Raw genomic sequence first — 24,927 nt, 5'->3', positions numbered from 1 at the left:
CGCCGCGGCCGCTGTTTTCGCGTTCAATATTGCGCCCAGCCCCGCGGGTCAGCATCCGCCGCCGTCTTCGGCACCCCTGCAGGTGGTTCCGGACTCGCCCCCGGCCGGCCCGCTGGGCCCAGATCGCGCTGGACTGGAGTCCTCCTTTGCCGGTCTGCAGACCAGACTGCATGCGACTGCCGGTGTGGTGATTCGCGCGGTGGGCAGCGACCCTGGCGGGCCTGTCATTTTGGGTGAGTGGACCTCCGGGCCGGCATGGTCGACGATCAAAGTTCCGCTTGCTATTGCTGAGATGCGACAGCGGAACTCCGATCAAGTTTCCGACGACGTGACGGCGGCAATCACGCAATCCGACAATGCGGCCGCGGAGTCGATATGGGCGAGCCTCGGCGAACCAACGGAAGCGGCGGCAAAGGTCGAAGCGGTGCTGGGCGCCGCCGGAGACGCCACGATCGTTCAAACACAGAAGGTACGGCCCGAATTCAGCGCCTTCGGTCAGACGGAATGGTCGCTTGTGAGCCAAGCGCAATTCCTGGCTTCAGCTGCGTGTGATTCGCGGGATCAGCCTGTCTTGGAACTGATGGGACAGATCGAACCCAGTCAACGGTGGGGCCTCGGCGTGATTCCGGGTACGAGGATCAAAGGCGGCTGGGGTCCGTCACCGGCGGGCCGGTACCTGGTACGTCAGATCGCCGTTGTGCCCACCCCCAAAGGTTCGATGGTCGTGGCGATGGCCGTTGAACCCGACTCTGGCGATTATTCGGAGGGAGTTGCCGACTTGACCGAGCTGGCTGGGTGGCTCCGGGCACATGCCGAGGCACTGCCATCCGGCACGTGCGGCGTCTGATCGTGGTCCGACCTCAGTAGAGATACACGACGGCATCGTTCCCGCCACGGCAAGTGATCCAGTTATCGAATCCATAAGCAGCGCAATATAATACAAAGTTATTTCCATCGCAGGTGACATCCCGACCCACGCTAGAGCAGGGGACCGCTCCGGGTGCAGAGACGGTGCGGGACTCTCGACTGGCATTGCCGTACTGGTTCCAGTAGGCAAGTAGAACGCTTTGGGCGAAATAGCACGAGCTTGCCCGGCTGCCGCGTTTGGAGTGGGTTCCGAAACCGCTCGCGTTGGTCAGCGAATAGCCGTCGTCACAGGACTGGTGGTTGACACTGTTGTCCGGACCCGTCACCCCCGGCGGAGTTGCCGGACGCGCCGGTGCCGGTGCCGGTGGCGGTGGCGGCGGCACCGGCTCCGGCCGGTAGGAGGGTGTCTGCGCCGGCACTGGGTAACCGGTGTAACGGGTCGGTTGGGGCGCGGCGTCAGTAGCAGGGGCGGCGTTCTGCCGGGCTAGGAGCCCAATCATCACGCCGATACCGGCGAGCAGGAGGACGGCGACTACCGTTACCACGACCGGTACCAGCCACTGACGGGGTTGCGCAGCAGCATTCGGTCCCGTGGATAGTGTCTCCGGTTGCGTCGAGGACGGAGTCGGTGCGGCCATTGCGGTCGGCGCGAGTTGCGTCACCGCACTTGGTCCGGTGCTCGGTCCAGAAGCCAGGGAACCGAGTGCGCGCTCGGCCGCACGTCCCAGCGCTCCCGCGCTGCCGTACCTGTCGTCGGCCTCTTTGGCCATCCCTCGTGCGATCACGTCGTCCAGCCCTGCCGGGACCCGCGGGTTGACCAGACTGGGACGGGGAGGCGGCAGCGACATGTGACCGGCGATCAACTGTTCGATGCTGTCGGCCCGAAACGGAGTCTCGCCGGTGAGCGTCTCGTACAGCACGCCGGCCAACGAGTACACGTCGACCGCCGGCGTCGTGGGTCCGTCCCCGAACCGTTCCGGCGCCATGTACGCGAGCGATCCGATCGCGGAGCCCGCCACGGTGAGCCTGGTATCAGTTCGGTTGGCGGCGATACCGAAGTCGATGAGATACGCGAAATCCTCACCGCCGGTGACGAGAATGTTCTGTGGCTTGACGTCCCGGTGTACGAGGCCAGCCAGGTGGGCAGCATCGAGGGCTGAGGCGATCTGGCGGATGAGTCGTATTGCTCGCGCCGCATCAATGGGACCCTGCTTGAGCAACTCATGGAGGTCCTGCCCCCGAACCATCCGCATGTCGATGAATAGGTTTCCATCGATCTCGCCCCAGTCGTGGATCGGAATGACGTGCGGCTCGTCGAGCGTCGCCGCGGCGTGTGACTCCCGCTGGAACCGGGTGCGGAACCGCTCGTCGCGCGAGAGTTCTTCGGCGAGGATCTTCAGCGCCACAGTGCGGTTCTTGCTGGTGTCGTAGGCCTCATACACCGCACCCATTCCGCCCTGCCCGAGCAGCTTCTTGAGCGAATACTTGCCGAACATCGACCCTATGCGGGCGTTACCTGGGGCCACGACACCTCCTCGTGTTCGTCAAGCCGCCGTCATACAGGTCAGGAAGCCGATTCGACGGCGGGCTCGTCGGCGAGTATCTGGCCGTGTTGGGCGATCACCAGACCGCGGGTGGTGACCTCATAGAAGGCGTCCTCGGAGCCGTTGATCGCGCGGTAGCCGGAACCCACCGGAACCACGTCGCCGAGTTCGATAGTTGCGCCGTCAGAGATCCGATAGCCCCGGTAGTAAAGACCTTCGGCTGTTCCGCGACAGATCACCACGGCTGATTGTGTGGTCCGCAGGATCATCACAGCGCGGTCGGTTCCGGCGCAGCGAGCACCTCCGTGGTAGCTGACGAACCCGTATTCGTCGGCATCGGGCAATATCGGGCTGGAACGCGCCGGTGCGGTCGATCGCGTCGGGCTTCCCACAGGTGGCGTGGCTGCCCGTGTCGCTGGGATCGAAGGTGCGTCCGGCGCAGTGTAGGTAGGGCTGCGGGTTTGGGCGGCCACCGGAGCAGGCTGGCCGTTGCGCACCAGGAGCATCCCTCCCAATACGGCGGCGACCGCCGTCATCACGCCCAAAAAGGCCAGGGCCCAAACCGGCGGGCGTGGCCGCCTGCCGAGGGCGGTTGGGCCGGCCGGCAATGTCAGCGGTTCCGCGGCGGATTCCGCTCGAGCCGCCGGAGCAGGCGCTACCAGGGTGGGTGCCGATGCTACCGCGGCGCGCTGCCCAGTCAGTGCGGCAGCAAATTCAGCGCAGGAGGCGAAACGGTCATTGGGCTCCGTCGCTAGCCCGCGCGCCAGGACGGGGTCGAGACCTGCTAGGTCGGGACGGGCATACGATAGCCGCGGCGGCGGCTCGCTGAGCCGACGGCTGATGACAACCGCGGGGTTCGAGTGAGCGTATGGAGCCGAGCCGGTGAACAGATGGAACACTGTCGCCGCCAACGCGTACTGATCAGCTCGACCGTCGATCGCCTGGCCCGTCAATTGCTCGGGGGCAGAATAATTCAACGTACCAAGAGTCATATTCGTGGCCGTCAGACCGCTTGTGTCGTCAATGCGGCGAGCAATACCGAAGTCCCCGAGCATAATTCGTCGGTGACCGGAAGCCCGCCCAGCGATGAGGATATTCGCAGGCTTGACATCGCGGTGCAGGAGTCCGCGGCTGTGGGCGTAATCGAGGGCATCCGCCACCGCCTGGGCGATCTGTACCACCTCATTGTGTGGAAGCCCGCCAGGTAAGGTCTCCCGCAGCAACTTCAGCGCATCGAAACCTTCGACGAAGTCCATCGAGATCCACAGTTGCCCATTACACTCCCCGCGGTCATGGACTCCGACGATGTTGGGATGAAACAGTCCTGCCGCGGCGTCTGCCTCGCGCTCGAAGCGCCGTCGGTAGGCGGGATCATCGGCCAGGTCGCGCGGCAAGACCTTGAGCGCGTCATTACGGGACAACCGCGGATGGCGAGCTAAGTAGACCTCCCCCATGCCACCACTTCCCAGCATTCGGAGCACCGTGAAACCGGCGAACCTAGTCCCGTCAGCGAGTGGCATTGGCGAATCGTAACGAGTATCGCCGACAGGCACTGCGTAATGCGGGACCGCGACGTCCAAATGAACCTTCTAGCGAGGTTCGCCATACCCGCCGCCGCCGGGAGTCTCGATCACCAGAATGTCGCCGGGCGCCACGTCGGTGGAGTCGCAGCCGGCCAGTTCGGTGACGGTGCCGTCGGCGCGCTCCACCCGGTTGTGCCCGATCGCCCCGGGGGATCCCCCGGCCATGCCGTACGGCGCGACGGTTCGATGTCCGGACAGCACACTGACCGTCATGGGCTCGCCGAACTCGATCCGCCGCACGCCGCCGTCGCCGCCGTGCCAGCGGCCGGCACCACCGCTACCGTGCCGGATCGCGAACTCGCGCAACAACACCGGGAAACGCATCTCCAGCACTTCGGGGTCGGTGAGCCGCGAGTTGGTCATATGGGTCTGCACCACGGCGGCGCCGTCGAACCCGTCACCGGCGCCGGACCCGGAACCGAGCGTCTCGTAGTACTGGTGGCCGGCATTGCCGAACGTGACGTTGTTCATCGTCCCGGACCCCTCCGCCTGCACCCCCAGCGCGGCCAGCAGCGCCCCGGTGATCGCCTGGGAGGTTTCGACGTTGCCGGCCACCACCGCGGCCGGGTATCGCGGTGCCAGCATCGTTGCGTCGGGGATCGTGATGCGCAGCGGACGCAGGCAGCCGTCGTTGATCGGGATGTCGTCGACCACCAATGTGCGGAACACATAGAGCACCGCGGCGGTGGCCACCGATGACGGCGCGTTGAAATTAGTTGCCAACTGTGCCGAGGTTCCGTCGAAGTCGACGGTGGCACTGCGGGCGGCCTTGTCGACGGTCACCCGGACGGCGATCGTCGCACCGGAGTCCATCACGTAGCGGTAGTGCCCATCGTCGAGGGAATCGATGACCCGGCGTACCGCCTCCTCGGCGTTGTCCTGGACGTGACGCATGTAGGCCTGAACCACGTCCAGCCCGAAATCCTCGATCATGGCGTGGATCTCGTCGATACCCTTCTGATTGGCGGCGATCTGCGCGCGCAGGTCGGCGAGGTTGGTGTCGGGGCTGCGCGAGGCGAACCGCCCGCCGGTGAGCAACGCGCGGGTCTGCGCTTCGCGGAACTGCCCATCCTCGGCCAGCAGCCAGTTGTCGAACAGCACGCCTTCCTCGTCGAGGGTTTGGCTGTTAGCGGGCATGGAACCTGGTGTCGTTCCGCCGATCTCGGCGTGGTGGCCGCGGGATGCCACGAAGAACAGCACCGAGTCGCCGGCGTTGGCCGAGGCTGGGTAGACCGGGGTGACGACGGTGATGTCCGGCAGGTGGGTCCCGCCGTGGTACGGGTCGTTGACCGCGTAGACCTGCCCGGGCCGCATCTGGCCGGCCCGCCGGGCGATCACCTCCTTGACGGTGGCGCCCATCGATCCCAGGTGCACCGGGATGTGCGGCGCGTTGGCGACCAGGTTGCCGTCGGCATCGAACAGTGCGCACGAGAAGTCCAGCCGTTCCCGGATATTCACCGATTGAGCGGTAGCCTCCAGTCGAGCGCCCATCTGTTCGGCGATGGCCATGAACAGATTGTTGAAGATCTCCAGCAGCACCGGATCGGCGTCGGTCCCGGCACGGTCCGTCACCGTCGCGGCGGTTCGCCGCAGGATCAGCTGTCCGTCGGCGGTCGGGCCGGCCTGCCAGCCGTCGTCGACGACGGTGGTGGCGTTGTCCTCGGCGATGATGGCCGGCCCGGTCACCACGTCGGCGGAGGTGATCTGTTCCCGCCGGTGCAGCGGCGCGTCCCGCCAGCGTCCGCCGGTGTAGAGCCGGACGAGTTCGGCTGATTCCCGCGTGGTGCCGGACGCCACGTGCAGGGCCAGGTCGGGTTGTTCGGTCAGGCCGGTAGCCTCGACCGCGACCGCTTCGGCGATCAGCGGGCGCTCCATCAGGAACGAGTACACACCGCGGTGGGTGCTTTCGAACGCCGCGGTCATCTGCTCGAGGCTGCCGAGCTCGACCGGGATCGAGGTGTCGGTGCCCTGGTAGCGCAGGTGGACCCGACGTGTCACCCGTATCCGGTCGGCCGAAACACTTTGGGCGGCAAGGTCGGCGCGGGCCTGCTGTTCCAGGTCGTCGGCGACGTCACCGAGGCCGTCGGTGTCCAGCCGCGTCTCTGTCGCCCGCTCCCGGATCACGGTGGTGTCGGCCAACCCGATGCCCAGTGCGGAAAGCACACCGGCCATCGGCGGTACCAGCACCGTGCGGATGCCGAGTTCGTCGGCGACCGCGCACGCGTGCTGTCCGCCGGCTCCGCCGAAGGTGGTCAGGGCGTAGCGGGTGATGTCGCGGCCCTTGGCCACCGAGATCTTCTTGACCGCGTTGGCCATGTTCGCCACCGCGATGCGCAGGAACCCTTCGGCGACCTGCTCTGGGGTGCGCGCATCGCCGGTGGCGCTGAGGACTTCGCCGGCCAGGTCGGCGAAGCCGCGTCGCACCGCCGCGGCATCCAGCGGCTGGTCGCCGGTGCGCCCGAACACCGCCGGAAAGTGCGCCGGTTGGATGCGTCCGAGCATCACGTTGGCATCGGTGACGGTCAGCGGTCCGCCGCGCCGGTAACAGGCCGGGCCCGGATCGGCGCCCGCAGACTCCGGCCCGACACGGAACCGACTGCCGTCGAAGTGCAGAATCGATCCGCCGCCGGCGGCGACGGTGTGGATGTGCAGCATCGGAGCCCGCAGCCGCACCCCGGCGACTTCGGTGGTGAACACCCGCTCGTAACCGCCGGAGTCCGCGCTGTAATGCGAGACGTCGGTGGAGGTTCCGCCCATGTCGAACCCGATCACCGAGTCGAATCCGGCCAGCGCCGACATCCGCACCATGCCGACGATTCCGCCTGCCGGGCCGGACAGGATCGCGTCTTTGCCGCGGAAGTGATCGACACCGGCCAGGCCTCCGTTGGACTGCATGAACTCAAGGCGCACCCCGCGCAGCTGGTCGGCGACCTGCGCGACGTAGCGGCGCAGCACCGGCGACAAGTAGGCGTCGACGACCGCGGTGTCACCGCGCGGAATCAGCTTCGGCAGCGGACTGACTTCACCCGATAGCGAGATCTGGGTGAAGCCCAGCTGTTCGGCCAGTGCGCCGATCGCCCGCTCGTGCGCGTTGTTCCGGTAACTGTGCAGGCACACCACCGCCAGCGCACGTATCCCGTCGGCATGCGCCGCGCGCAACTGTGTACCCAGGGCTTCCAGGTCCGGTGCGCGCAGGACGCTGCCGTCGGCGCCGATACGTTCATCGACCTCGATGACGCGTTCGTATAGCTGCTCGGGCAGCACGATGTGCCGGTCGAAGATGCGGGGCCGGTTCTGGTAGGCGATGGCAAGCGCGTCGCCGAAGCCGCGGGTGATGACCAGCAGGGTGCGTTCCCCGGCGCGCTCCAACAGGGCGTTGGTGGCCACCGTCGTGCCCATCCGCACCGCGTCGATGGTGCCGGCCGGAATCGGCCCGTCGGGGATCTGCAGCAGGGCGCGGATTCCGGCCACTGCGGCGTCGCGGTACTGGGCCGGGTTCTCCGACAGGAGCTTGTGGGTGACCAGTCGCCCATCGGGGCGCCGGGCCACGATGTCGGTGAAGGTGCCGCCCCGGTCGATCCAGAACTGCCACGTCGTCGACACGGCTCACATTGTTACTCGGTGAGCAGCGATACCGCGAAGTCGGCGTAGATGCGGGCGGTTGCCTCCGGTGTGGCCGGGCCGGCGGCGTTGAACCACTGCGGCAGCGAGGTGCACATCGTCGCGATGGCGCGGCCGGCGATGCGGCGGTCTGCGACAACGACGTCCCCGTCGCGCGATGCGCGGTCTATGGCGGCATCCAGGGTGTGCTGGAGCTGGTTTCGGGAGGTGGCGATGCGCTGCCGATTTATCGGGGTCAGGCTGCGCATCTCGCTGGCTCCGATGAACGCCAGCTTCTGCCGGTGAGTGTGGAACAGGGCCAGCGCTTCGACGATGCGCCGCACCTCGTGGATGCCGGTTGTCGCACCGGCGCGGGCCGCGTCGACGCGCCAGTGCAGTTCGGTCATGGTCAGATCCAGGATCGCGACCAGCAGGGCCTGCTTATCCGGGTAGTGGTGGTAGAGGCCCGGAACGCTCATCCCGGCCCGTGCCGCCAGGTCCCGCATCGTGCTGCCGTGATAGCCGGTTTCGACGAAAGCGTCGATCGCCGCGGTCAGCACACCGTCCAGTGCCAGCGGTGGAAACGTTCGCCAGTCGCCGGGTGGAATCCCCGAATCCGCCGGCACCTTTTCCGAGTTGGTTGCCGGCACTTCGATGCCGCCCTCCAGGAGCTGGGCGGCCGTCACGCCCAACGCCTGCGCGTACTGCTGCAGACGAGTCACCGAGATTCCGGTCTTGCCGTTTTCGACCGCACTCACCGTCGCCGCGCTCGCCCCCAGGCGCTGCGCCAGCTCCCGGACGGTCAGCCCGCGCCCCCGGCGGGCCGCGCGGATCGCAACGCCGCACGCCACCGCTCCGGCCACGCCACCTCCATGTTCAGGAAATCTGAACTATAACGCGCGAGAAGTGCGCAGCCAAGGTCGGCTTTTGACTGGTGACAGCTTCTATGCCACAGTCCGTACTGTTCGGGCCCGAGTGATCGGTCGGTCAGAATGGAGTGACATGGCAATCGAGCTGGGCTACTCGCCGGATGTGATGGCGCTGGTGGAACGCACCCGGGCGTTCATCGAGGACGTCGTGCTGCCGGTCGAGGACCGGTACGGCGGGGACATCGCGGCCGCCGGCGGCGACACGGTGATCAAGGAACTGCAGGCAGCAGCCCGGGAAGCGGGAGTGTTCGCGCCCCACGCCCCCATCGAATACGGGGGCCTGGGCCTGAACATGTCCGATCGCGCGCCGGTGTTCGAGGCCGCCGGATATTCCTTGTTCGGCCCGGCCGCGGTGAACATCGCGGCGCCGGATGAAGGCAACGTCCATCTGCTGGCGGAGGTGGCCAGCACCGAACAGAAGGCTCGCTACCTGGCCCCGCTGGCGGCCGGCGAGGTGCGGTCGGCGTTCGCGATGACCGAGCCGGCCCCGGGAGCCGGCTCGGACCCGGCGGCGCTGGCGACCACGGCGCAGCGCCGCTCGCGAGACTGGTACATCACCGGCCGCAAGTGGTACATCACCGGTGCTGACGGCGCCGCCTTCTTCATCGTGATGGCCCGGACGTCCGGGGAGGCCGGGCAGCGTGGCGGCGCCACCATGTTCCTGGTTCCCGCCGACACCCCCGGCCTGACCGTCGGCCGGCACATCCCGACCCTCGACCGGTCCATGGTGGGTGGGCACTGCGAGGTGCTCTTCGACGACGTTCGAGTCCCCGAGGAAGCGGTGCTCGGCGAGGTGGACCGCGGCTTCGAGTACGCCCAGGTCCGCCTCGGCCCCGCGCGCATGACGCACGTGATGCGGTGGCTCGGTGCGGCACGCCGCGGTCACGACACCGCGCTGGCTCATGTGGTGGAGCGTCAGGCGTTCGGGTCGGCGCTCGGCGATCTGGGCATGATCCAGAACATGGTGGCCGACAACGAGATCGACATCGCCGCCACCCGAGCGCTGCTGGTGCGGGCGTGCTGGGAACTGGATCAGGGCGGCAACGCCGGCGATGCGACATCGATCGCGAAGACCTTCGCCGCTGAGGCGATCTTCCGCATCGTCGACCGCAGCGTGCAGATGTGCGGTGCGCTCGGCGTCACCGAGGACCTGCCACCGGCGCGGCTGTCCCGGGAAGTACGCCCGTTCCGGGTCTACGACGGGCCCTCGGAGGTACACCGCTGGGCGATCGCCAAACGGCGCATCGGCGCGGCCCGGCGCGCGCTCAAGGCGTCCCCGCAGTGACGGTCGACGGACTGGACCCGGCTGCGCTGCGCCGCTACCTCATCGCACACGACGTACCGGTTCGCGGCGACCTGGCCGTCGAGCTGATCGCCGGCGGCCGGTCCAACCTCACCTTCAAGGTCAGCGACGAAGTGTCGGCGTGGGTGGTCCGCCGGCCTCCGCTGGGTGGCCTGACGCCGTCGGCCCATGATGTGGGTCGCGAATTCGTGGTCACCCGAGGCCTGTTCGGTACGGCGGTGCCGATCGCGGAGCCCATCGCGTTCGACGCCGACGGCACGGTGTGCGGTGCGCCGCTGACGGTGACCGAGTTCGTGGCCGGCCGGGTATTCCGGCACAAGGACGATCTCGGCGTTCTCACCGATGCGGAACTGGCCGCCAACGCCTCCGCGCTGGTGCGGATACTCGTCGACCTGCACGCGGTCGACTATCGGGCGGTGGGGCTCGAATCATTCGGCAGGCCAGCGGGTTTCCTGGAACGCCAAGTTCGGCTATGGGCTCGCCAGTGGGAACTGGTCAAGACGCGCGGCGATGACGACGCGGTGGACGGCGATGTGGCGAAACTGGCCGCCGCACTCGCCGAGTCCATCCCGCGGGCTTCGGAGTCCTCGGTGGTGCACGGCGACTTCCGTATCGACAACACCATCTGCGATCCCGAGCAGGCCGGGGTCATCCGGGCGGTGGTGGACTGGGAGCTGTCCACGCTCGGCGATCCGCTCACCGATATCGCGCTGATGTGTGCCTACCGGTCGCCCGCGTTCGATCTGGTCTTCGGCCACCCCGCCGCGTGGACCAGTTCCCGACTGCCCTCCGCCGACGACCTCGCCGAGCGATACGCCCAGCTTTCCGGACGCGACCTGGGGCAGTGGAACTTCTACCTGGCTTTGGCGAACTTCAAGATCGGGGTCATCGCCGAAGGGATCACCCATCGGGCTGCGCACGGGGCCGGAAACGTGCTGCACGCCGATGAGGCAGCGCAGGCCGCGCCGGAGTTCATCGCCGCGGCCCGAAAAGCATTGAACTGCTGACGAAGAAAGGTGAGATGGGTGGGCGTACTGGACAAATTCCGCATCGACGGCCGGGTTGCAGTGGTGACCGGGGCGTCCTCGGGCCTCGGGGTGTATTTCGCTCGGGCGCTGGCCGTGGCCGGCGCCGACGTCGTGCTGGCCGCGCGGCGAGTGGACAAGCTCGCCGATGCCGCCGAACTGGTCGCCGCGACCGGGCGCGCGGCCTTGCCGGTGGCCACCGATGTCGCCGACCCGGCGGCGGCGACCGCAATGGTGGAAGCCGCCGTCGAGCGTTTCGGCCGGGTCGATGTGCTGATCAACAACGCCGGTATCGGCACCGCACACCCCGCCACCCGGGAAACGCCCGAACAGTTCCGCGAGGTGATCGACATCAATCTCAACGGGGCCTACTGGGCCGCGCAAGCGTGCGGCCGGGTGATGGGGCCGGGTTCGTCGATCGTCAACATCTCCAGCATCCTGGGCCTGACCACGGCGGGACTGCCGCAGGCCGCGTATGCCGCCAGCAAGGCCGGGCTCATCGGACTGACGCGGGATCTGGCTCAGCAGTGGGGGAGCCGGAAAGGTATCCGGGTCAACGCGATCGCGCCCGGCTTCTTCCAATCGGAGATGACCGACCAGTACCGCCCGGGCTACCTGGACAGCATCTCCCACCGCATGGTGCTGGGCCGGATGGGCGACCCCGAGGAACTCGCGGCCACCGCGGTGTGGCTGGCCTCCGACGCCGGCGGCTACGTCACCGGGCAGACCATCGCCGTCGACGGCGGTTTCACGATCAACTGAGGTCGGAGAATCGGATCGGGTCCTCCGGGCGATCGTAATGGGCGTACCGCGCCTCCTCTTTCGTTACGTCGTCGTACCCGCTGAACTGCACCGAAAGTTCGTCGGCGAAAAGCAGCAGCTGCTTGGACTTGAGGATCTGCGGGTCGTCGATGTCGAAAACGCGCGGCGGTGCGTCGTCCAGTGCGCGTTGCAACCGGCCCAGGACCGACTCTTGCCCGGGCCGGAAGGCTTGCAGGGCCGCGCCCACGGCCGACGGTTCGGCCCGGGCGAGCTCGGGGCCTTCCTCGCGGGTCTCGTTGTTGAAGTCCCGGATCACCAAGTAGAAGGTCACGGTGGTGAGGCTACTGGGTGACGCCGTCGTGATTCGGGCGTGGCACCAGCGTCGGCGGAACCAGCTGCCCGGGCTGGGGCCAGTTGCTGAACGCCTCGGCGTAACTATGGCTCATCAGCTCGAGCACGGTGCCCCACGGGTCCGTGGAGTAGGCCAGCGTCCACGGCCGGCCGGGCACGAATTGGTAGGGCGGCGCCAGTAGCGCGCCGCCGTGTTCGACGATGCGCTCAACCATGGCCGGAACGTCCGGGTGCGTGATGCACAGATGCCAGAGTCCGGGCTGGAACCACGGCATCCCTTCTCGGCCCGGCGCCGTTTCCTGATCCGGCCGCAGTTCCCGGGTTGGCGGGTCGATGAACTGGAAGAGCTCGATTCCCACCGAATTCCCGGTGAGGAGGTGCGCCTGCCACGCTCGGCGAAAGCCGGCGCCGAACACCGACGACGCCTCGGCATGACCGGCCGCGGTGAGTTCGCGCGGACCCATGATGCATCGGAAGCCAAAGACGGACCCGTACCAGTCGATAGCGGCGTGGATGTCCGGGACGGTAACTCCCACGTGGTTGACGACAAGGGCGGCGGGGGTTGTCAGGGCCATAGCTGCCTCCATCTCTTGTGTGCAGAATAACGCACACGACCCCGAGATAATCGCATGTGAAGTGCGGAGTTGTGTACACTCAGCGTCTGTAATATTGCACATTAGGCGTGGTGAGGGATGACCAAGTGAAGGACCGCGCCGCAAAGAGGCCAACGAGCGACATCGGTGAACGGATCCGCCGGATCCGCACCGCGCGCGGCTTGTCCGTGCGCGAACTCGCCGGACGGGCGGGATGCTCGCCGAGTCTGGTCTCCCAGGTGGAACGCGGCGTGACCACGCCGTCGGCTCGCGTGGTTTATGCACTGGCGCATGAACTCGGTATCAACCTGGATTCGTTGTTCGGTGCGCCGGCTGTCACCGCAGTTCCTGCTGCGCCGGCCGAGTCGTGGGGAAGGGCTACCGGCCCGGACGGAAAAGGCATCGTGCAACGCGCCGATGATCGGCGCAGCATCGATCTGTCGTCGGGCGTTCGCTGGGAGCGCCTCACGCCCAGCCATGACAGCCGGGTCGATTTCCTCAAAGTCGTCTACGGGCCGGGTGGCCAGTCCTCCGATAACGGCCAACCCATTCGGCACGAGGGCAGGGAATACCTCTACGTCTTGCAGGGCGAAATCGAAGCCGTCGTCGGTTTCGAAACCGTGCGGTTGCGCGAAGGAGATTCCATCGCGTTCGATCCTGCAACGCCGCATCGGTACCGCAACCCGACGGCCGAGACTGTCCAGGTGCTGTCGGTCGTCGTACACCCTTAGTCAGCTCGGTCGCAGGTGTCAAGGGAGGAGAAGGGCATTGAAGGACGTGGACGAAAAGCCAAATCGCGTCGGGTTCATCGGCGCGGGGAACATGGGCATCGCGATGGCGGCCCGTCTGATCGATGCCGGCTATGACGTGACGGTGTGGAGCCGGACTGCGGCCAAGGCGGCCGCGCTCGTCGAGCGCGGTGCCACCCTCGGCTCAGGCCCTGAGGACGTTATCGCAACCGGAGTGGTCTTCTCCATGTTGAGCAACGATGACGCGGTACGTCAGGTCTTTAGCCCCGATCGGCTGGCCGCCGCCTCGGAAGGTTTCATCCATGTCAACCACGCCACGATCAGCCCGGCGACCGCACGCGAATTAGCCTCTGCCGCTACGGAGCACGGTAGCCGGTACGTCAGTGCTCCGGTTCTCGGCCGGCCGGAAGCGGTGACGACCGGCAACCTCACCATTCTGGTCTCCGGCGATCCGGAGAGTCGAACGGTCGTTAGGGCCCCGCTCGAAGCGATGGGTCGGCGGGTTTGGGACTTTGGGCCGTCCGCGGAATCGGCTCCCGCCGTCAAGATCTCGGCCAATTATCTCATCATTCACGCGCTACAGGCGCTGGCCGAATCGGTCACCTTGCTCGGCGCGCGTGGTCTCGACACCGGCGCGTTTGTCGATCTGATCAACGACTCCATCCTTCCGGGGCCGGTTTACGGCGGATACGGGCGTGCCATTGCTGCCAGCAGCTACTCACCGCCGGGATTCACCAGTGAGCTCGGGCTCAAGGATCTTCGGCTGGCCCTCGGCATGGCCGACGACCTGGGGGTTGAGCTGCCTACCGGCCCAGTGCTGCAAGGGATCTTCGAGGAAGCCGTTGAACACGTTGGCGCGGAACTGGACTGGGCGAGCATCGCCGAGGTCACCCGACGGCGCGCCGCGCCCGCAGCGAATGCCTGACGACATCGCTTCCATGCTGCTCGACCGACTCGGCGATCACCATCCGGGATTGCTTACCCGACAGCGGGATTGGACCTGGGATGAGGTGGTGCGGGAATCCGCCGCGCGCGCCTCGTTGGCGTCGGCGTTGCGCCGGGACGGGCCGTTTCACATCGGGGTCCTGCTGGAGAACACGCAAGATTTCGTGTTCTGGCTCGGTGCCGGTGCGCTGGCGGGTGCCGCCGTGGTCGGGATCAACCCCACTCGCGGCGACGCCGAGTTGGCCGCCGAGATCCGCCACGCGGACTGCCAGCTGATCGTCACCGACGCGAGCGGATCAGAGCGGCTGCGCGACCTGGACCACGGACTGGAACCCACGCGTTTCCTGGTCGTCGACGACCCCGAGTACACCGCGCTGGTTGAGGCGCACCGGGTCGAGCCGGCCGTCGCGGCAGGCGTCGGGCCTGAATCGTTGCTGTTGCTGCTGTTCACCTCCGGCACCACCGGCGCCTCGAAGGCGGTCAAGTGCAGCCAGGGCCGGCTGGCCCGGATCGCCGAGACCGCCACCGCGAAGTTCGGCCATGTCCGCGACGACGTCGACTACTGCTGCATGCCGCTGTTTCACGGCAACGCGATCATGGCGCTGTGGGCGCCGGCGCTGGCCAACGGGGCCACGGTCTGCCTGACGCCGAAATTCTCGGCGTCGCGGTTCTTGCCCGATGTGCGCTACTTCGGTGCGACGTACTTCACCTATGTCGGCAAGGCCCTGGGCTATCTGCTGGCCACCGAGGAGCGTCCCGACGATGCGGACAACACCCTGGTCCGCGGCTTCGGCACCGAGGCGTCGCCGCAGGATCAGGCCGAGTTCCTCCGCCGGTTCGGCGCCGTGCTGCATGAGGGCTACGGCTCCAGCGAGGGCGGCAACGCCGCGGTGCCCGACCCGGCGGCGCCGGCCGGCGCGCTGGGGCGTCCGGCGCACGCAGGCATCGCCGTCGTCGACCCGCAGACCCGAGCCGAGTGCGCCACCGCGATCCTCGATGAGCACGGGCGGGTGTCCAACGCTGACGAAGCGGTCGGCGAGATTGTCGACAAGACCGGAGCCCGCGACTTCGAGGGCTACTACAAAAACGAGGACGCCGACGCCGAAAAGGTGCGCGAAGGCTGGTATTGGACCGGCGATCTCGGCTACCGCGACGAGGCCGGCTTCCTGTACTTCGCCGGCCGGCGCGGCGACTGGATCCGGGTCGACGGTGAGAACACCTCGGCACTGACCATCGAACGGGTGCTGCGCCGGCATCCGCTGGTCCTCAGCGCGGGGGTGTACGCGGTGCCCGACCCCCGCTCTGGTGACCAGGTGATGGGCGCGATCGAGGTCGCCGATCCCGAGGGCTTCGACGTAGCGCAATTCGGGGCGTATCTGGCCGCCCAGGCCGACCTCGGCAGCAAGGGCATACCCCGGTTCCTGCGGATCTCGGCCGGCCTGCCGGTCACGGGTTCGAACAAGGTGCTCAAACGCGAACTGCAGGAACAACGCTGGCACACCGACGATCCGGTCTACCGCTGGGCCGGGCGCAGCGGGCCGGTCTACGCCCGGATGACCGAGGACGACAAGCGGTCTCTGGATGCCGAATTCGCGTCCTACGGGCGGCAGCGCTATATCTCCGCCCCCCGCTAGCCTTTCCGGCTCTCCCAAGGGCTGTAGTCGGCGATCAGCTCCTCCTGCGGCGGGCGCTGCCCGGCCGGGACGTGCTGTAGGTTGATCCGGATCCGATACCAGATCGAGCTCGGCCCGCGCATGCCGTCGACGAGTACGTCCTCCGGCGCCAGCCGTTTGGCAGCCGCGGCGTGCCGCTCCCGCCAGACGTCCAGGGCGGCCATTGCCTCGTCTTTGGTTTTGGTGCGGGCGATCTCGATCAGCGGCAGCGGTGAGGTGCGGCGCCCGTCGACGTTCTTGCGGGCCCCTTTCGGGGCCTTCTCCGCTGGGCCCTGCGCTTCGGCCAGCTCCAGCAGCGACTCGAGGTCGCCGACAGCGTCATCCATTGCTTCCCACGGGTCGCCGCCGCGCGCGAACCGCTCGGGGACCGTTTCGATGGTGAATGCTGCCGGGTCGACGTCGGTGACCTCGTCCCAGTACAGCGGTGTCGACACCCGGGCGTCGGCGGTGGCGCGCACCGAGTAGGCCGAGGCGACGGTGCGGTCCTTGGCGTTCTGGTTGAAGTCCACGAAGACGCCGTGCCGTTCCTCTTTCCACCACCGGCTGGTGGCCGACTCGGGGGCGCGCCGCTCGATCTCGCGGGCCACCGCCTGCGCCGCCAGCCGAACCTGACCGAACTGCCAGCGAGGCGCGATGCGGGCATAGATGTGCATGCCCCGCGAGCCGGATGTCTTCGGCCACGCGGTCAGCCCGTGGTCGGACAGTACATCTCGGGCCAGCATGGCCACCTCGACGATCTGTGGCCAGCTGACGCCGGGCATCGGATCGAGGTCGACCCGCAACTCGTCGGGGTGGTCCAAGTCGCCGGCGAGCACCGGGTGCGGGTTGAGATCCACGCAGCCCAGGTTGATCACCCAGGCCAGCCCGGCTGCATCGTCGATGACGACCTCTTGCGCCGACCGGCCCGAGGCATAGCGCAGCTCGGCCACCGACACCCACTCGGGACGTTTGGCCGGTGCCCGCTTCTGGAAGACCGCTTCGGCGTCGATGCCGTCGACGAAGCGTTTGAGGATCATCGGCCGCCCGGCCACGCCGCGCAACGCGCCGTCTGCCACCGCCAGGTAGTAGTGGATCAGGTCCAGTTTGGTGCGCGGGGCGCTGCCGTTGTGGCCCGGGAACACCACCTTGTCCGGGTGGGTAACCGCCACCCGGTGTCCCGCCACTTCCAGCGACAACCCGCCGGCCATGAAGCCATGCTAACGATGAGGCCGAATCCGCTGCCCGGCAGCGACCTGTGTCACATAAGGTTGCTCCATGGCAAAGCTCACCGACCTGCCCGGCCAGGCCGTAACCACGCTCAGCCGCTACCTCGAACGCGGTAGCGCCGAGCTGCACTATCTGCGCAAGGTCATCGAATCCGGTGCCCTGCGACTCGAGTCGCCGCGCATCATCGCGAACGCACTCGTCGACGGGGCCCGGTGGGGCGAGCTGGGAATGATTCCGGCCCTCAATGCCCGCCGCAACCCCAATGGCCTCGCCGTCATCGACGACGACGGCAGCATCACCTTCAAAGAACTCGACGCGGCCGCCAACGCGGTAGCCAACGGCCTGCTGGCGATGGGCGTGCGGGGCGGCGACGGGGTGGCGATCCTGGCCCGCAACCACCGCTGGTTTCTGATCGCCAACTACGGCTGCGCCCGGGTCGGGGCCCGGCTGATCCTGCTGAACAGCGAATTCTCCGGCCCGCAGATCAAGGACGTCTCCGAACGCGAAGGCGCAAAACTGATCATCTACGACGACGAATACACCGCTGCGGTCGCGAAGGCCGACCCACCGCTGGGCAAACTGCGGGCGCTGGGCGTCAACCCGGATTCGGAGGAACCGTCGGGCAGCACCGACGAGACGCTGGCCCAGCTGATCGCCCGCAGCAGCAAGGCGCCGGCGCCGAAGGTCACCAAGCACGCGTCGATCATCATCCTGACCTCGGGCACCACCGGCACCCCCAAAGGCGCCAACCGCAGTACCCCGCCCACGCTGGCGCCGATCGGCGGAATCCTGTCGCACGTTCCGTTCCGCGCCGGTGAGGTGACGTCGTTGCCCTCGCCGATGTTCCATGCGCTGGGCTACCTGCACGGAACCCTGGCGATGTTCTTCGGCTCGACGTTGGTGCTGCGCCGGCGCTTCAAGCCGGCCACCGTGCTGGAGGACCTGGAAAAGCACAAAGTGACGGGGATCGTCGTCGTCCCGGTCATGCTGTCGCGGATCCTCGACCAGCTGGAGAAGACCAGCCCCAAACCGGACCTGTCGCACCTGCGGATCGTGTTCGTTTCGGGGTCGCAGCTCGGGGCCGAGTTGGCCACCCGGGCGATGAAGGACCTCGGGCCGGTGATCTACAACATGTACGGCTCCACCGAGGTCGCGTTCGCCACCATCGCCGATCCGGACGACCTGCAATACAACCCGGCGACGGTGGGACGGGTGGTCAAGGGTGTCAAGGTCAGAATCCTCGACGACAACGGTCACGATCTGCCGCAGGGCGAGGTGGGGCGGATCTTCGTCGGCAACTTCTTCCCGTTCGAGGGCTATACCGGCGGCGGTGGCAAGCAGATCATCGACGGGCTGCTGTCCTCCGGCGACGTCGGTTACTTCGACGAGCGAAACCTGCTCTACGTCAGCGGCCGCGACGACGAGATGATCGTCTCCGGCGGCGAGAACGTCTTCCCGGCCGAGGTCGAAGACCTCATCAGCGGCCATCCCGACGTGGTCGAGGCGACCGCTCTGGGCGTCGACGACAAGGAGTGGGGTGCGCGGCTGCGCGCCTTCGTGGTCAAAAAGGAAGGCTCCAGCGTCGACGAGGACGCCATCAAGGGGTACGTCAAGGAGCACCTGGCCCGCTACAAGGTGCCGCGCGAGGTGGTGTTCCTCGATGAGCTCCCGCGCAACCCCACCGGCAAGATTCTCAAGCGCGAACTCCGCGAGCTATAGGGCCGGGTTCTTTGGCGCGAGCGTGCGTGTTTGCTCGCCGCCACGCCGGTGTTTGTGTACAACCGCGCACGCTCACGGCACCCCTCACGCGCCGATGCTGACTGCCTGTTCCCAAGTGGCGCCGCTGATATCGGTGAGTACGAGCGTGTATGGGTGGGTGGCATCCCACCGGGTTTTCTCGGTCGGGATCGTCAGTTGCGCTTTCGCGCCCAACGGGACCACCAGGCTGTGCGCGCCCGGTTTCACCTTGGCCACATAGCGATTGGCTATCGCCGCCTCGGGCAGCCGACTCAGCTGGGTGCCGTCCAGCTGCACGACGGTATCGCCGGTGCTGTCGTTACGGACGCTGACGCCGATCAAGAAGGAGCCGTACACGTCGGCGCCTTCGGTGCGGAACACCTGAAACCGCAGACTGCCGCCGTCGATGCGCGCATCGGTGATCTCGATTTGCGGTGCCACTGATTTGTTGTGCAGCGGGCCGTATACCCCGCCGTGGAAATGCTGGTTGGCAAACAACGCCAATGCCAGGACGGCTAGTGAGCCGGCGAGCACCGCCGGCTCACGGACGCTGATTTCACCGGAAGTCAACCAGCGCAGCGATTTCCGCTGACCCAGTTTCGGAAGGCGTTCACATAGCACACGATCGACCGAATAGTGTCCGCCACCGCTCAAAAACAGCATCAACCCGCACGCCGCCCCGAGGATGCCGATTTGCCACTCGTCCAGGCAGGTAGTGCCCAGCCAACCGGCACTGAGCAGGATGCCGAACGCCAATCCGAAGACGGCCAAGCTCATGATTCTGGTGATGCTAGCAGCGCAATCCCCTTGCGCCGAGCAGACGCGAAAGCCCCCAAATTCCAGTAGATTTGGGGGCTTTCGCGTCTGCTCGCGGAACTACGGGTCGCGGGGCAGCCCCAGCAGCCGCTCGGCGATGATGTTGAGCTGAACCTCCGACGTGCCGCCGTAAATCGTTGTGGCACGGCTCATTAACAGATACTCGGTCCACTTACCGGGCAGCTGGTCGCGGTCGCCGATCGCGGCGTCGCCCCCGAACGTGCTCACCGCGAACTCGGCGTAGCCCTGGGTGGTGCGCATCGACAGCAGCTTGGACACCGCCGCCGCCGGCATCGGGTCGCGACCGGCCAGCGTCAGCAGGGTCGAGCGCAGATTGAGCAGCTTGGCGGCGTGCCCCTCGGCGATCAACTCCCCGGCCCGGCGGTGCTCACCCTGATCGAACTGGCCGTCGCGCATGAACTCCACGAACCCGTCGAGGCTGGCCAGGAACGGCATCTCCGAGCCGCCGATCGAGACCCGTTCGGCCGTCAGTGTGTTGCGGCTGACTTCCCAGCCCCGGTTCACCTCGCCGAGCACCAACTCGTCCGGGACGAACACGTCGTCGATGAACACCGTGTTGAACATCGCCCCGCCGGAGAGTTCACGCAGCGGGCTGATGGTTACCCCTTCGCTTTTCATGTCCAGCAGGAAGTAAGTGATGCCATCGTGTTTGGGAACCGAAGAGTCGGTCCGGGCCAGCAGGGCGCCCCAGGCGGAGAACTGCGCGGCCGACGTCCAGATCTTCTGCCCGCTGATCCGCCAGCCGCCGTCGACCTTGGTGGCCTTGGTGGTCAGGCTGGCCAGGTCCGAGCCCGCTCCGGGCTCGGAAAACAGTTGGCACCACACCATTTCCCCGCGGAAGGTGGGCGGCAGGAAACGCTGCTTCTGTTCGTCGGTGCCGAACGCCACGATCGACGGGATGAGCCACGCTGCGATGCCCATCGCCTGCCGGCGTACCCGCCCGGCGGCGAACTCCTGCTCGATGATGATCTGCTCGATCGGTTCGGCGGCCCGTCCCCAAGGCTTCGGCAAATAGGGCAGCACCCAGCCGCCCTCGGCGATCGCCACGGTGCGCTCCTCGTGCGGCAAGGCCTTGAGGGCGGCCACCTCGGCGCGGATCTCGGCGCGCAGCTTCTCGGTTTCGGGATCCAGGTCGATGTCGATCTTGCGCATGCCACCGGCGGTGGCGGTGTCCAGGACCTGCTGGGGATAGTCGGCGCGGCGGCCGAACGAGGCGGCCAGGATCAGCGCCCGGCGGTAATAGACGCCCGCGTCGTGCTCCCAGGTGAAGCCGATCCCGCCGTGCACCTGGATGCAGTCCTGGGTGCAATGTTGCGCTGCCTCCGGCGCCAGGGTGGCCGCCACTGCCGTGGCGAACTGCACCGTCGAGCTCGCGGTCTCGTCCCAACTGTTTTGGTCGGCCTCGTCGATCGCCCGGGCGGCGTCCCAGACCGCGGCGGTGGCCCGCTCGGTGGTGGCGATCATCTCGGCGCACTTGTGCTTGATGGCCTGGAACTGGCCGATCGGCCGGCCGAACTGCTCGCGGATCTTGGCGTACTCGGCGGCGGTGTCGGTGGCCCAACGGGCCACGCCGACCGCTTCCGCGGACAGCAGGGTTGAGATCAGCGCCTGGGCCCGCACCTGGCTCAGGTTGTTCAGGACGGCCGCCTGGGCGACCTCGACGCCGTTGGCCCGCACGTGGGCGATCGGACGCAGCGGGTCCACGCTGGTCACCGGCTCGATCTCGAGTTGGTCGGCGGTCAGCACCACCCACGCCACACCACTGTCGATCGCCACAGGCAGCACCAGCACCGACGCCTCGGCGGCCGCCGCGACAGCGCGGGCCTCGCCGCGGATCACCAACCCGTCACCGTGGGCGGTGGCGGTCAGACCCGGGCTGAGCGTGTAGGTGGCGATGACCTCGCCGGTGGCCAGGCCGGCCAGCTCGGGGGCGGCCGGGTCGTGGGCGGCGATCAGGGCGCTGGCGATCGCCGACGGCACGAACGGGCCCGGCACCGCGCCGTAGCCGAACTCGGCCAGCACCACCGCCAGCTCCAGGATGCCGAAACCCTGCCCGCCGGCCTGCTCGGCCAGGTGCACGCCCGCCAAGCCCTGCTCGGCGGCGGCCCGCCAGTACGGCGGCGGATTCTCGATCGGGGAGTCCATCGCCGCGTGCAGCATCTCGGACGGCACCGCCCGGGTCAGCAGGGACCGCACGGAATCGGCCAGGTCCTGATGCTCAGAGGTGATCGCTATCGCCATGATGTGCCTTTCGGGTTGTGCGTGTGGCCAAACTAACAACCAGACGGTTGGTTGACGACATGGGTCAGGGGTTGGCCGTCGCGCAGTCGACGGCAGTTGTCGACGGCCGCGGTCAGATAACGCCGCATGGTGTCGGCGGTGTACCAGCTGACGTGCGGGGTCAGCACCACGTTGTCCAGGCCGAGCAAAGGGTTGTCGGCGCCGACCGGTTCGACGGCGAACACGTCGAGTCCCGCGCCGGCCAGCTGTCCGCCGGCCAGCGCCTCGGCCAGGGCGGGTTCGTCGACGACTTGGCCGCGGGAGGTGTTGATCAACACCGCGTCCGGTTTCATCCGCTGCAGGCCGGCGCGGTCGATCAGTCCCTCGGTCGCTGCGGTGAGCGGCACATGCAGTGACACGACGTCGGCTTCGGCCAGCAGATCCGGCAGCGGTCGCCAGCCGGGCCGGCCATCGTCGCCGGTGCTGGTGTGCAGCACCCGGGCGCCCATCGCGCTCACCATCCCGGCCACCCGTTGGGCGATGCTGCCGTACCCGACCAAACCGACGGTGCAGCCGCCGATGTCGCGGCAGTGCTCGCCCAGCGCGGGATCGGTGGGCCAGCCGCGGCCCTGCCGGGTCGCGCGATCCAGCGGCAGCAGCCGGCGCAACACGGCCAGCATCAGCAGGACGGTGCCTTCGGCCACCGAGGCCGCGTTGGCGCCAGGCATATTGGCTACTGCGACACCGCATGCGGTGGCGGCGTCGACGTCGATGGTGTTGATCCCGACGCCGAACTTGTGCACCAGCCGCAGCCAGGGCGCGCTGCGCAGCTCCTCCCCGGTCAGCGGCCGCAGCACATGCCAGATCACCTCGGCATCGGTCAGCTCGCGGCGGAAGGTGGTGTCGTCGTCGGCGGCGCACCACCGGATGTCCAGCCAATCAGACTCGGGTGCAACGAAATCACTGACCTTGGGGCCGGGGACGAAGTGCGCCAGGACGCGCAGGCTCACTGCTGGTCCATCGGCTCGGCGTAGATGGCCCGATAGAAGACATTGGCCAGGGTGCGGATGCACGCTTCGTCGTCCAGGTCATCCGGCTCGGAGCCCGCTGGACGCGCGGTGGCCAGTTGGACGTAGCAGAACTGGTTGAGCATCGACACGATCGCCACCGCGAGCAGTTCCGGGTCGTCATCGGCACAATAGCCGTCGGCTTGGGCGCGCTTCACCATCTCGGTGATGAAAGTTGCCGGCACCGCGCAGATCTCGGCCCAGTACCGGGCGAAGTCGTCGTTGACCATCGCCAGCTGGGAGACCCCGACCATCTCGGCCAGCCGGTTGCGGTAGGTGTACCAGTGTGCGGCGGCAGCCTGCTCGATCCGCTCCCGGTTGGACAGCCCGTGGCGCACCGCGCCGGATGCCCGCTCGCCGGCCTCGTCGCGAAAGCGCAGTGCCCACTCCCGGACCATGGCCTCTTTGGAGTCGTAGTAGTTGTAGAACGACGCCGCCGACCGGCCGGCCTCGGCGGCGATGTCGGCGATGGTGGTGGCCAGCACCCCTTTGCGGGCGATCACCGCGCGCGCGGCCGCGTCGATCGCGGCCTGAGTGCGCCGGCCCCGGTGGGTGGGCAATGGGGCGCGAGGAGCGGGCTGCTCGGAAAGGGTCGCCACCGAATCACCGATTCCTGTCACTGGAGAGTCTGGATAAGAACTGAATCTGATGTTAGATTCAGATCCGGGTCTTGACCAGAGGAGTCGCCATGATCAAACCGCGCGGTGTCAACACCGAGTTCGAGATCAGCGGAATCAATCACGTCGCGCTGGTCTGCGCCGACATGGCGCGCACGGTCGACTTCTACAGCAATGTGCTCGGCATGCCGCTGGTCAAGTCACTGGACCTGCCCGGCGGGATGGGTCAGCACTTCTTCTTCGATGCCGGCAACGGTGACTGCGTCGCGTTCTTCTGGTTCGCCGACGCCCCCGACCGCGTACCGGGCATCTCCTCGCCGGCCGCGATCCCCGGCGTCGGTGAGATCACCAGCGCGGTGAGCAGTATGAACCACCTCGCGTTCCACGTGCCTGCCGAGAAATTCGATGCTTATCGCCAGCGCCTCAAGGACAAGGGCGTGCGGGTCGGCCCCGTCCTCAATCACGACATGTCCGACTACCAGGTCAGCGCAACCCTGCACCCCGGCGTCTACGTGCGGTCATTCTACTTCTTCGACCCGGATGGAATTACGTTGGAATTCGCCTGTTGGACAAAAGAATTCACGGCAGACGAGGAACACGCCACCCCGAAGACCCAGGCCGACCGGCGGGTCGCGGCGGCGACCTAGTCCCGATACAGCCCAGGATCGCCGAGTTTGTCCAGCAGTGCGGCCAATTGCTCGATCAACCGTTCCGGTTTGAACCGCACTTCACCGGCCAGCCAGGCGCTGATCGTCTGGGCCACCCCGCCGACGACGAAGTGACCGGCCGCCTTGATCCGGTCGTTTTCGGGCAAGCGCAGCGCGGTGCCGGCGTGCTGACCCGACAGCATCGCCAGCAGCGCAGTGGATTCCACCCGCTTGCGTACGACGACCGCGTTGCTCAGATGCACGCCGAACAGCAGCCGCCCGATCCGGGCGTCGCCGGCGATCGTTCGCACGATGTTGGCGATGCCGGCCCGGGTCTGCTGGTCGGGCGGCGCCGACTGTACGACCGCCTGGGTCTTCGCGGCCAGGTCGGCGATCACGGTATCGAAGACCGCGCTGACGAATTCGTCCTTGTCGGCGAAGCTTTCGTAGAAGTAGCGTGCGGTCAGGCCGGCCTGCCGGCAGATGCCCCGCACGGTCAACTCGACAGCCTGCGGAACGTCGGCGCCGAGTAGGTCGAGTCCGGCCTCGAGAAGTTTGGCGCGGCGCGACGCGAGCCGGTCGGCGGCGTCGATACCGCCGTACGGGCGCGCCCCCGGGGCGTTCGTGGAAACCATGCCCACCATCTTGACACCGAGGCCAAACGCGGACCAA

At 67.4% G+C, this 24,927-nt stretch carries 21 protein-coding genes; 9 read left to right on the top strand and 12 right to left on the bottom strand.

The window, feature by feature from the left end:
* Positions 1–184: 184 nt before the first annotated feature.
* Positions 185–847 carry a hypothetical protein gene (locus tag A5771_RS22905; protein WP_131808964.1) on the top strand — a complete coding sequence of 221 codons (663 nt, stop codon included), beginning with the start codon at positions 185–187 and terminating at the stop codon, positions 845–847.
* 13 nt (positions 848–860) lie between these two features.
* Here A5771_RS22905 and A5771_RS21040 read toward each other — a convergent pair whose 3' ends face one another.
* From A5771_RS21040 to A5771_RS21025, 4 genes are all read right to left on the bottom strand, one after another.
* Positions 861–2,363 (bottom strand): serine/threonine-protein kinase, encoded by a 1,503-nt coding sequence (locus A5771_RS21040; RefSeq protein WP_064857125.1) that lies wholly within the window; start codon positions 2,361–2,363, stop codon positions 861–863.
* A 68-nt stretch (positions 2,364–2,431) separates the two neighbouring features.
* Positions 2,432–3,883 carry a protein kinase domain-containing protein gene (locus A5771_RS24495; RefSeq protein ID WP_428844429.1) on the bottom strand — a complete coding sequence of 484 codons (1,452 nt, stop codon included), beginning with the start codon at positions 3,881–3,883 and terminating at the stop codon, positions 2,432–2,434.
* A 117-nt stretch (positions 3,884–4,000) separates the two neighbouring features.
* Positions 4,001–7,597, bottom strand: coding sequence for a hydantoinase B/oxoprolinase family protein (locus A5771_RS21030; RefSeq protein ID WP_064857123.1), 3,597 nt, complete (start codon positions 7,595–7,597; stop codon positions 4,001–4,003).
* 11 nt (positions 7,598–7,608) lie between these two features.
* Entirely contained in the window at positions 7,609–8,457 is an 849-nt protein-coding gene (locus tag A5771_RS21025; protein WP_064857122.1) for a TetR family transcriptional regulator, read from the bottom strand.
* A 139-nt stretch (positions 8,458–8,596) separates the two neighbouring features.
* Between A5771_RS21025 and A5771_RS21020 the strand changes: the two genes are divergently transcribed.
* The 3 genes from A5771_RS21020 to A5771_RS21010 are packed head-to-tail and all read left to right on the top strand — an operon-like array spanning position 8,597 to position 11,613.
* Positions 8,597–9,808 (top strand): acyl-CoA dehydrogenase family protein, encoded by a 1,212-nt coding sequence (locus A5771_RS21020; protein ID WP_064857121.1) that lies wholly within the window; start codon positions 8,597–8,599, stop codon positions 9,806–9,808.
* A complete protein-coding gene (locus tag A5771_RS21015; RefSeq protein ID WP_064857120.1) occupies positions 9,805–10,833 on the top strand; it encodes a phosphotransferase family protein in 1,029 nt (342 codons plus the stop codon). Before A5771_RS21020 ends, A5771_RS21015 begins: the two co-directional genes overlap by 4 nt.
* Positions 10,834–10,851: 18 nt before the next feature.
* Positions 10,852–11,613 carry an SDR family NAD(P)-dependent oxidoreductase gene (locus tag A5771_RS21010; protein ID WP_064857119.1) on the top strand — a complete coding sequence of 254 codons (762 nt, stop codon included), beginning with the start codon at positions 10,852–10,854 and terminating at the stop codon, positions 11,611–11,613.
* Here the strand turns inward: A5771_RS21010 and A5771_RS21005 are convergent.
* Together A5771_RS21005 and A5771_RS21000 are read right to left on the bottom strand one after the other, a co-directional pair.
* On the bottom strand, positions 11,606–11,944 hold the full coding sequence (locus tag A5771_RS21005) for a hypothetical protein (RefSeq protein ID WP_064857118.1): 339 nt from the start codon (positions 11,942–11,944) through the stop codon (positions 11,606–11,608). The two genes, A5771_RS21010 and A5771_RS21005, sit on opposite strands and share 8 nt — an antisense overlap.
* A gap of 10 nt (positions 11,945–11,954) precedes the next feature.
* A complete protein-coding gene (locus A5771_RS21000) occupies positions 11,955–12,539 on the bottom strand; it encodes a VOC family protein (protein ID WP_064857117.1) in 585 nt (194 codons plus the stop codon).
* A 125-nt stretch (positions 12,540–12,664) separates the two neighbouring features.
* Here A5771_RS21000 and A5771_RS20995 point away from each other — a divergent pair, with 125 nt between their 5' ends.
* The 3 genes from A5771_RS20995 to A5771_RS20985 are packed head-to-tail and all read left to right on the top strand — an operon-like array spanning position 12,665 to position 15,885.
* Complete coding sequence (locus A5771_RS20995) at positions 12,665–13,288, top strand: helix-turn-helix domain-containing protein (RefSeq protein ID WP_165606138.1); 624 nt, start codon at positions 12,665–12,667, stop codon at positions 13,286–13,288.
* Between the two features lie 37 nt (positions 13,289–13,325).
* Positions 13,326–14,231: an NAD(P)-dependent oxidoreductase gene (locus tag A5771_RS20990; protein WP_342707878.1), complete on the top strand. Its 906-nt coding sequence runs from the start codon at positions 13,326–13,328 to the stop codon at positions 14,229–14,231.
* The gene (locus tag A5771_RS20985; protein ID WP_064857115.1) at positions 14,224–15,885 is read left to right on the top strand and encodes an AMP-binding protein; all 1,662 of its coding nucleotides are present in this window, start codon (positions 14,224–14,226) and stop codon (positions 15,883–15,885) included. Before A5771_RS20990 ends, A5771_RS20985 begins: the two co-directional genes overlap by 8 nt.
* On the opposite strand, the gene A5771_RS20980 is transcribed toward A5771_RS20985, so the two are convergent.
* Complete coding sequence (locus A5771_RS20980; protein ID WP_064857114.1) at positions 15,882–17,111, bottom strand: DNA polymerase domain-containing protein; 1,230 nt, start codon at positions 17,109–17,111, stop codon at positions 15,882–15,884. The two genes, A5771_RS20985 and A5771_RS20980, sit on opposite strands and share 4 nt — an antisense overlap.
* A 67-nt stretch (positions 17,112–17,178) precedes the next feature.
* Here A5771_RS20980 and fadD2 point away from each other — a divergent pair, with 67 nt between their 5' ends.
* Positions 17,179–18,849, top strand: coding sequence for a long-chain-fatty-acid--CoA ligase FadD2 (fadD2, locus tag A5771_RS20975; protein ID WP_064857113.1), 1,671 nt, complete (start codon positions 17,179–17,181; stop codon positions 18,847–18,849).
* Between the two features lie 84 nt (positions 18,850–18,933).
* Here the strand turns inward: fadD2 and A5771_RS20970 are convergent, their stop codons facing one another.
* The 4 genes from A5771_RS20970 to A5771_RS20955 all read right to left on the bottom strand — a co-directional run bounded on the left by A5771_RS20970 (position 18,934) and on the right by A5771_RS20955 (position 23,590).
* A complete protein-coding gene (locus A5771_RS20970; protein WP_082947370.1) occupies positions 18,934–19,644 on the bottom strand; it encodes a TQO small subunit DoxA domain-containing protein in 711 nt (236 codons plus the stop codon).
* Between the two features lie 99 nt (positions 19,645–19,743).
* Positions 19,744–21,945: an acyl-CoA dehydrogenase gene (locus A5771_RS20965; protein WP_064857112.1), complete on the bottom strand. Its 2,202-nt coding sequence runs from the start codon at positions 21,943–21,945 to the stop codon at positions 19,744–19,746.
* A gap of 32 nt (positions 21,946–21,977) precedes the next feature.
* Positions 21,978–22,934, bottom strand: coding sequence for a 2-hydroxyacid dehydrogenase (locus tag A5771_RS20960; protein ID WP_234783151.1), 957 nt, complete (start codon positions 22,932–22,934; stop codon positions 21,978–21,980).
* Positions 22,931–23,590: a TetR/AcrR family transcriptional regulator gene (locus tag A5771_RS20955; RefSeq protein ID WP_207545489.1), complete on the bottom strand. Its 660-nt coding sequence runs from the start codon at positions 23,588–23,590 to the stop codon at positions 22,931–22,933. The genes A5771_RS20960 and A5771_RS20955 overlap by 4 nt, the downstream gene beginning before the upstream one ends.
* Positions 23,591–23,679: 89 nt before the next feature.
* On the opposite strand from A5771_RS20955, the gene A5771_RS20950 reads away from it, so the two are divergent.
* Positions 23,680–24,255: a VOC family protein gene (locus A5771_RS20950; protein WP_064857111.1), complete on the top strand. Its 576-nt coding sequence runs from the start codon at positions 23,680–23,682 to the stop codon at positions 24,253–24,255.
* Here A5771_RS20950 and A5771_RS20945 read toward each other — a convergent pair.
* Positions 24,252–24,899 carry a TetR/AcrR family transcriptional regulator gene (locus tag A5771_RS20945; RefSeq protein WP_064857110.1) on the bottom strand — a complete coding sequence of 216 codons (648 nt, stop codon included), beginning with the start codon at positions 24,897–24,899 and terminating at the stop codon, positions 24,252–24,254. The genes A5771_RS20950 and A5771_RS20945 overlap by 4 nt on opposite strands.
* Positions 24,900–24,927: the final 28 nt, after the last annotated feature.

This window comes from Mycolicibacter sinensis, from assembly GCF_001667375.1.
Lineage (GTDB): Bacteria > Actinomycetota > Actinomycetes > Mycobacteriales > Mycobacteriaceae > Mycobacterium > Mycobacterium sinense_A.
Note: the sequence above shows the minus strand (reverse complement) of the source record. Positions and strands in the feature narration are given on the sequence as shown.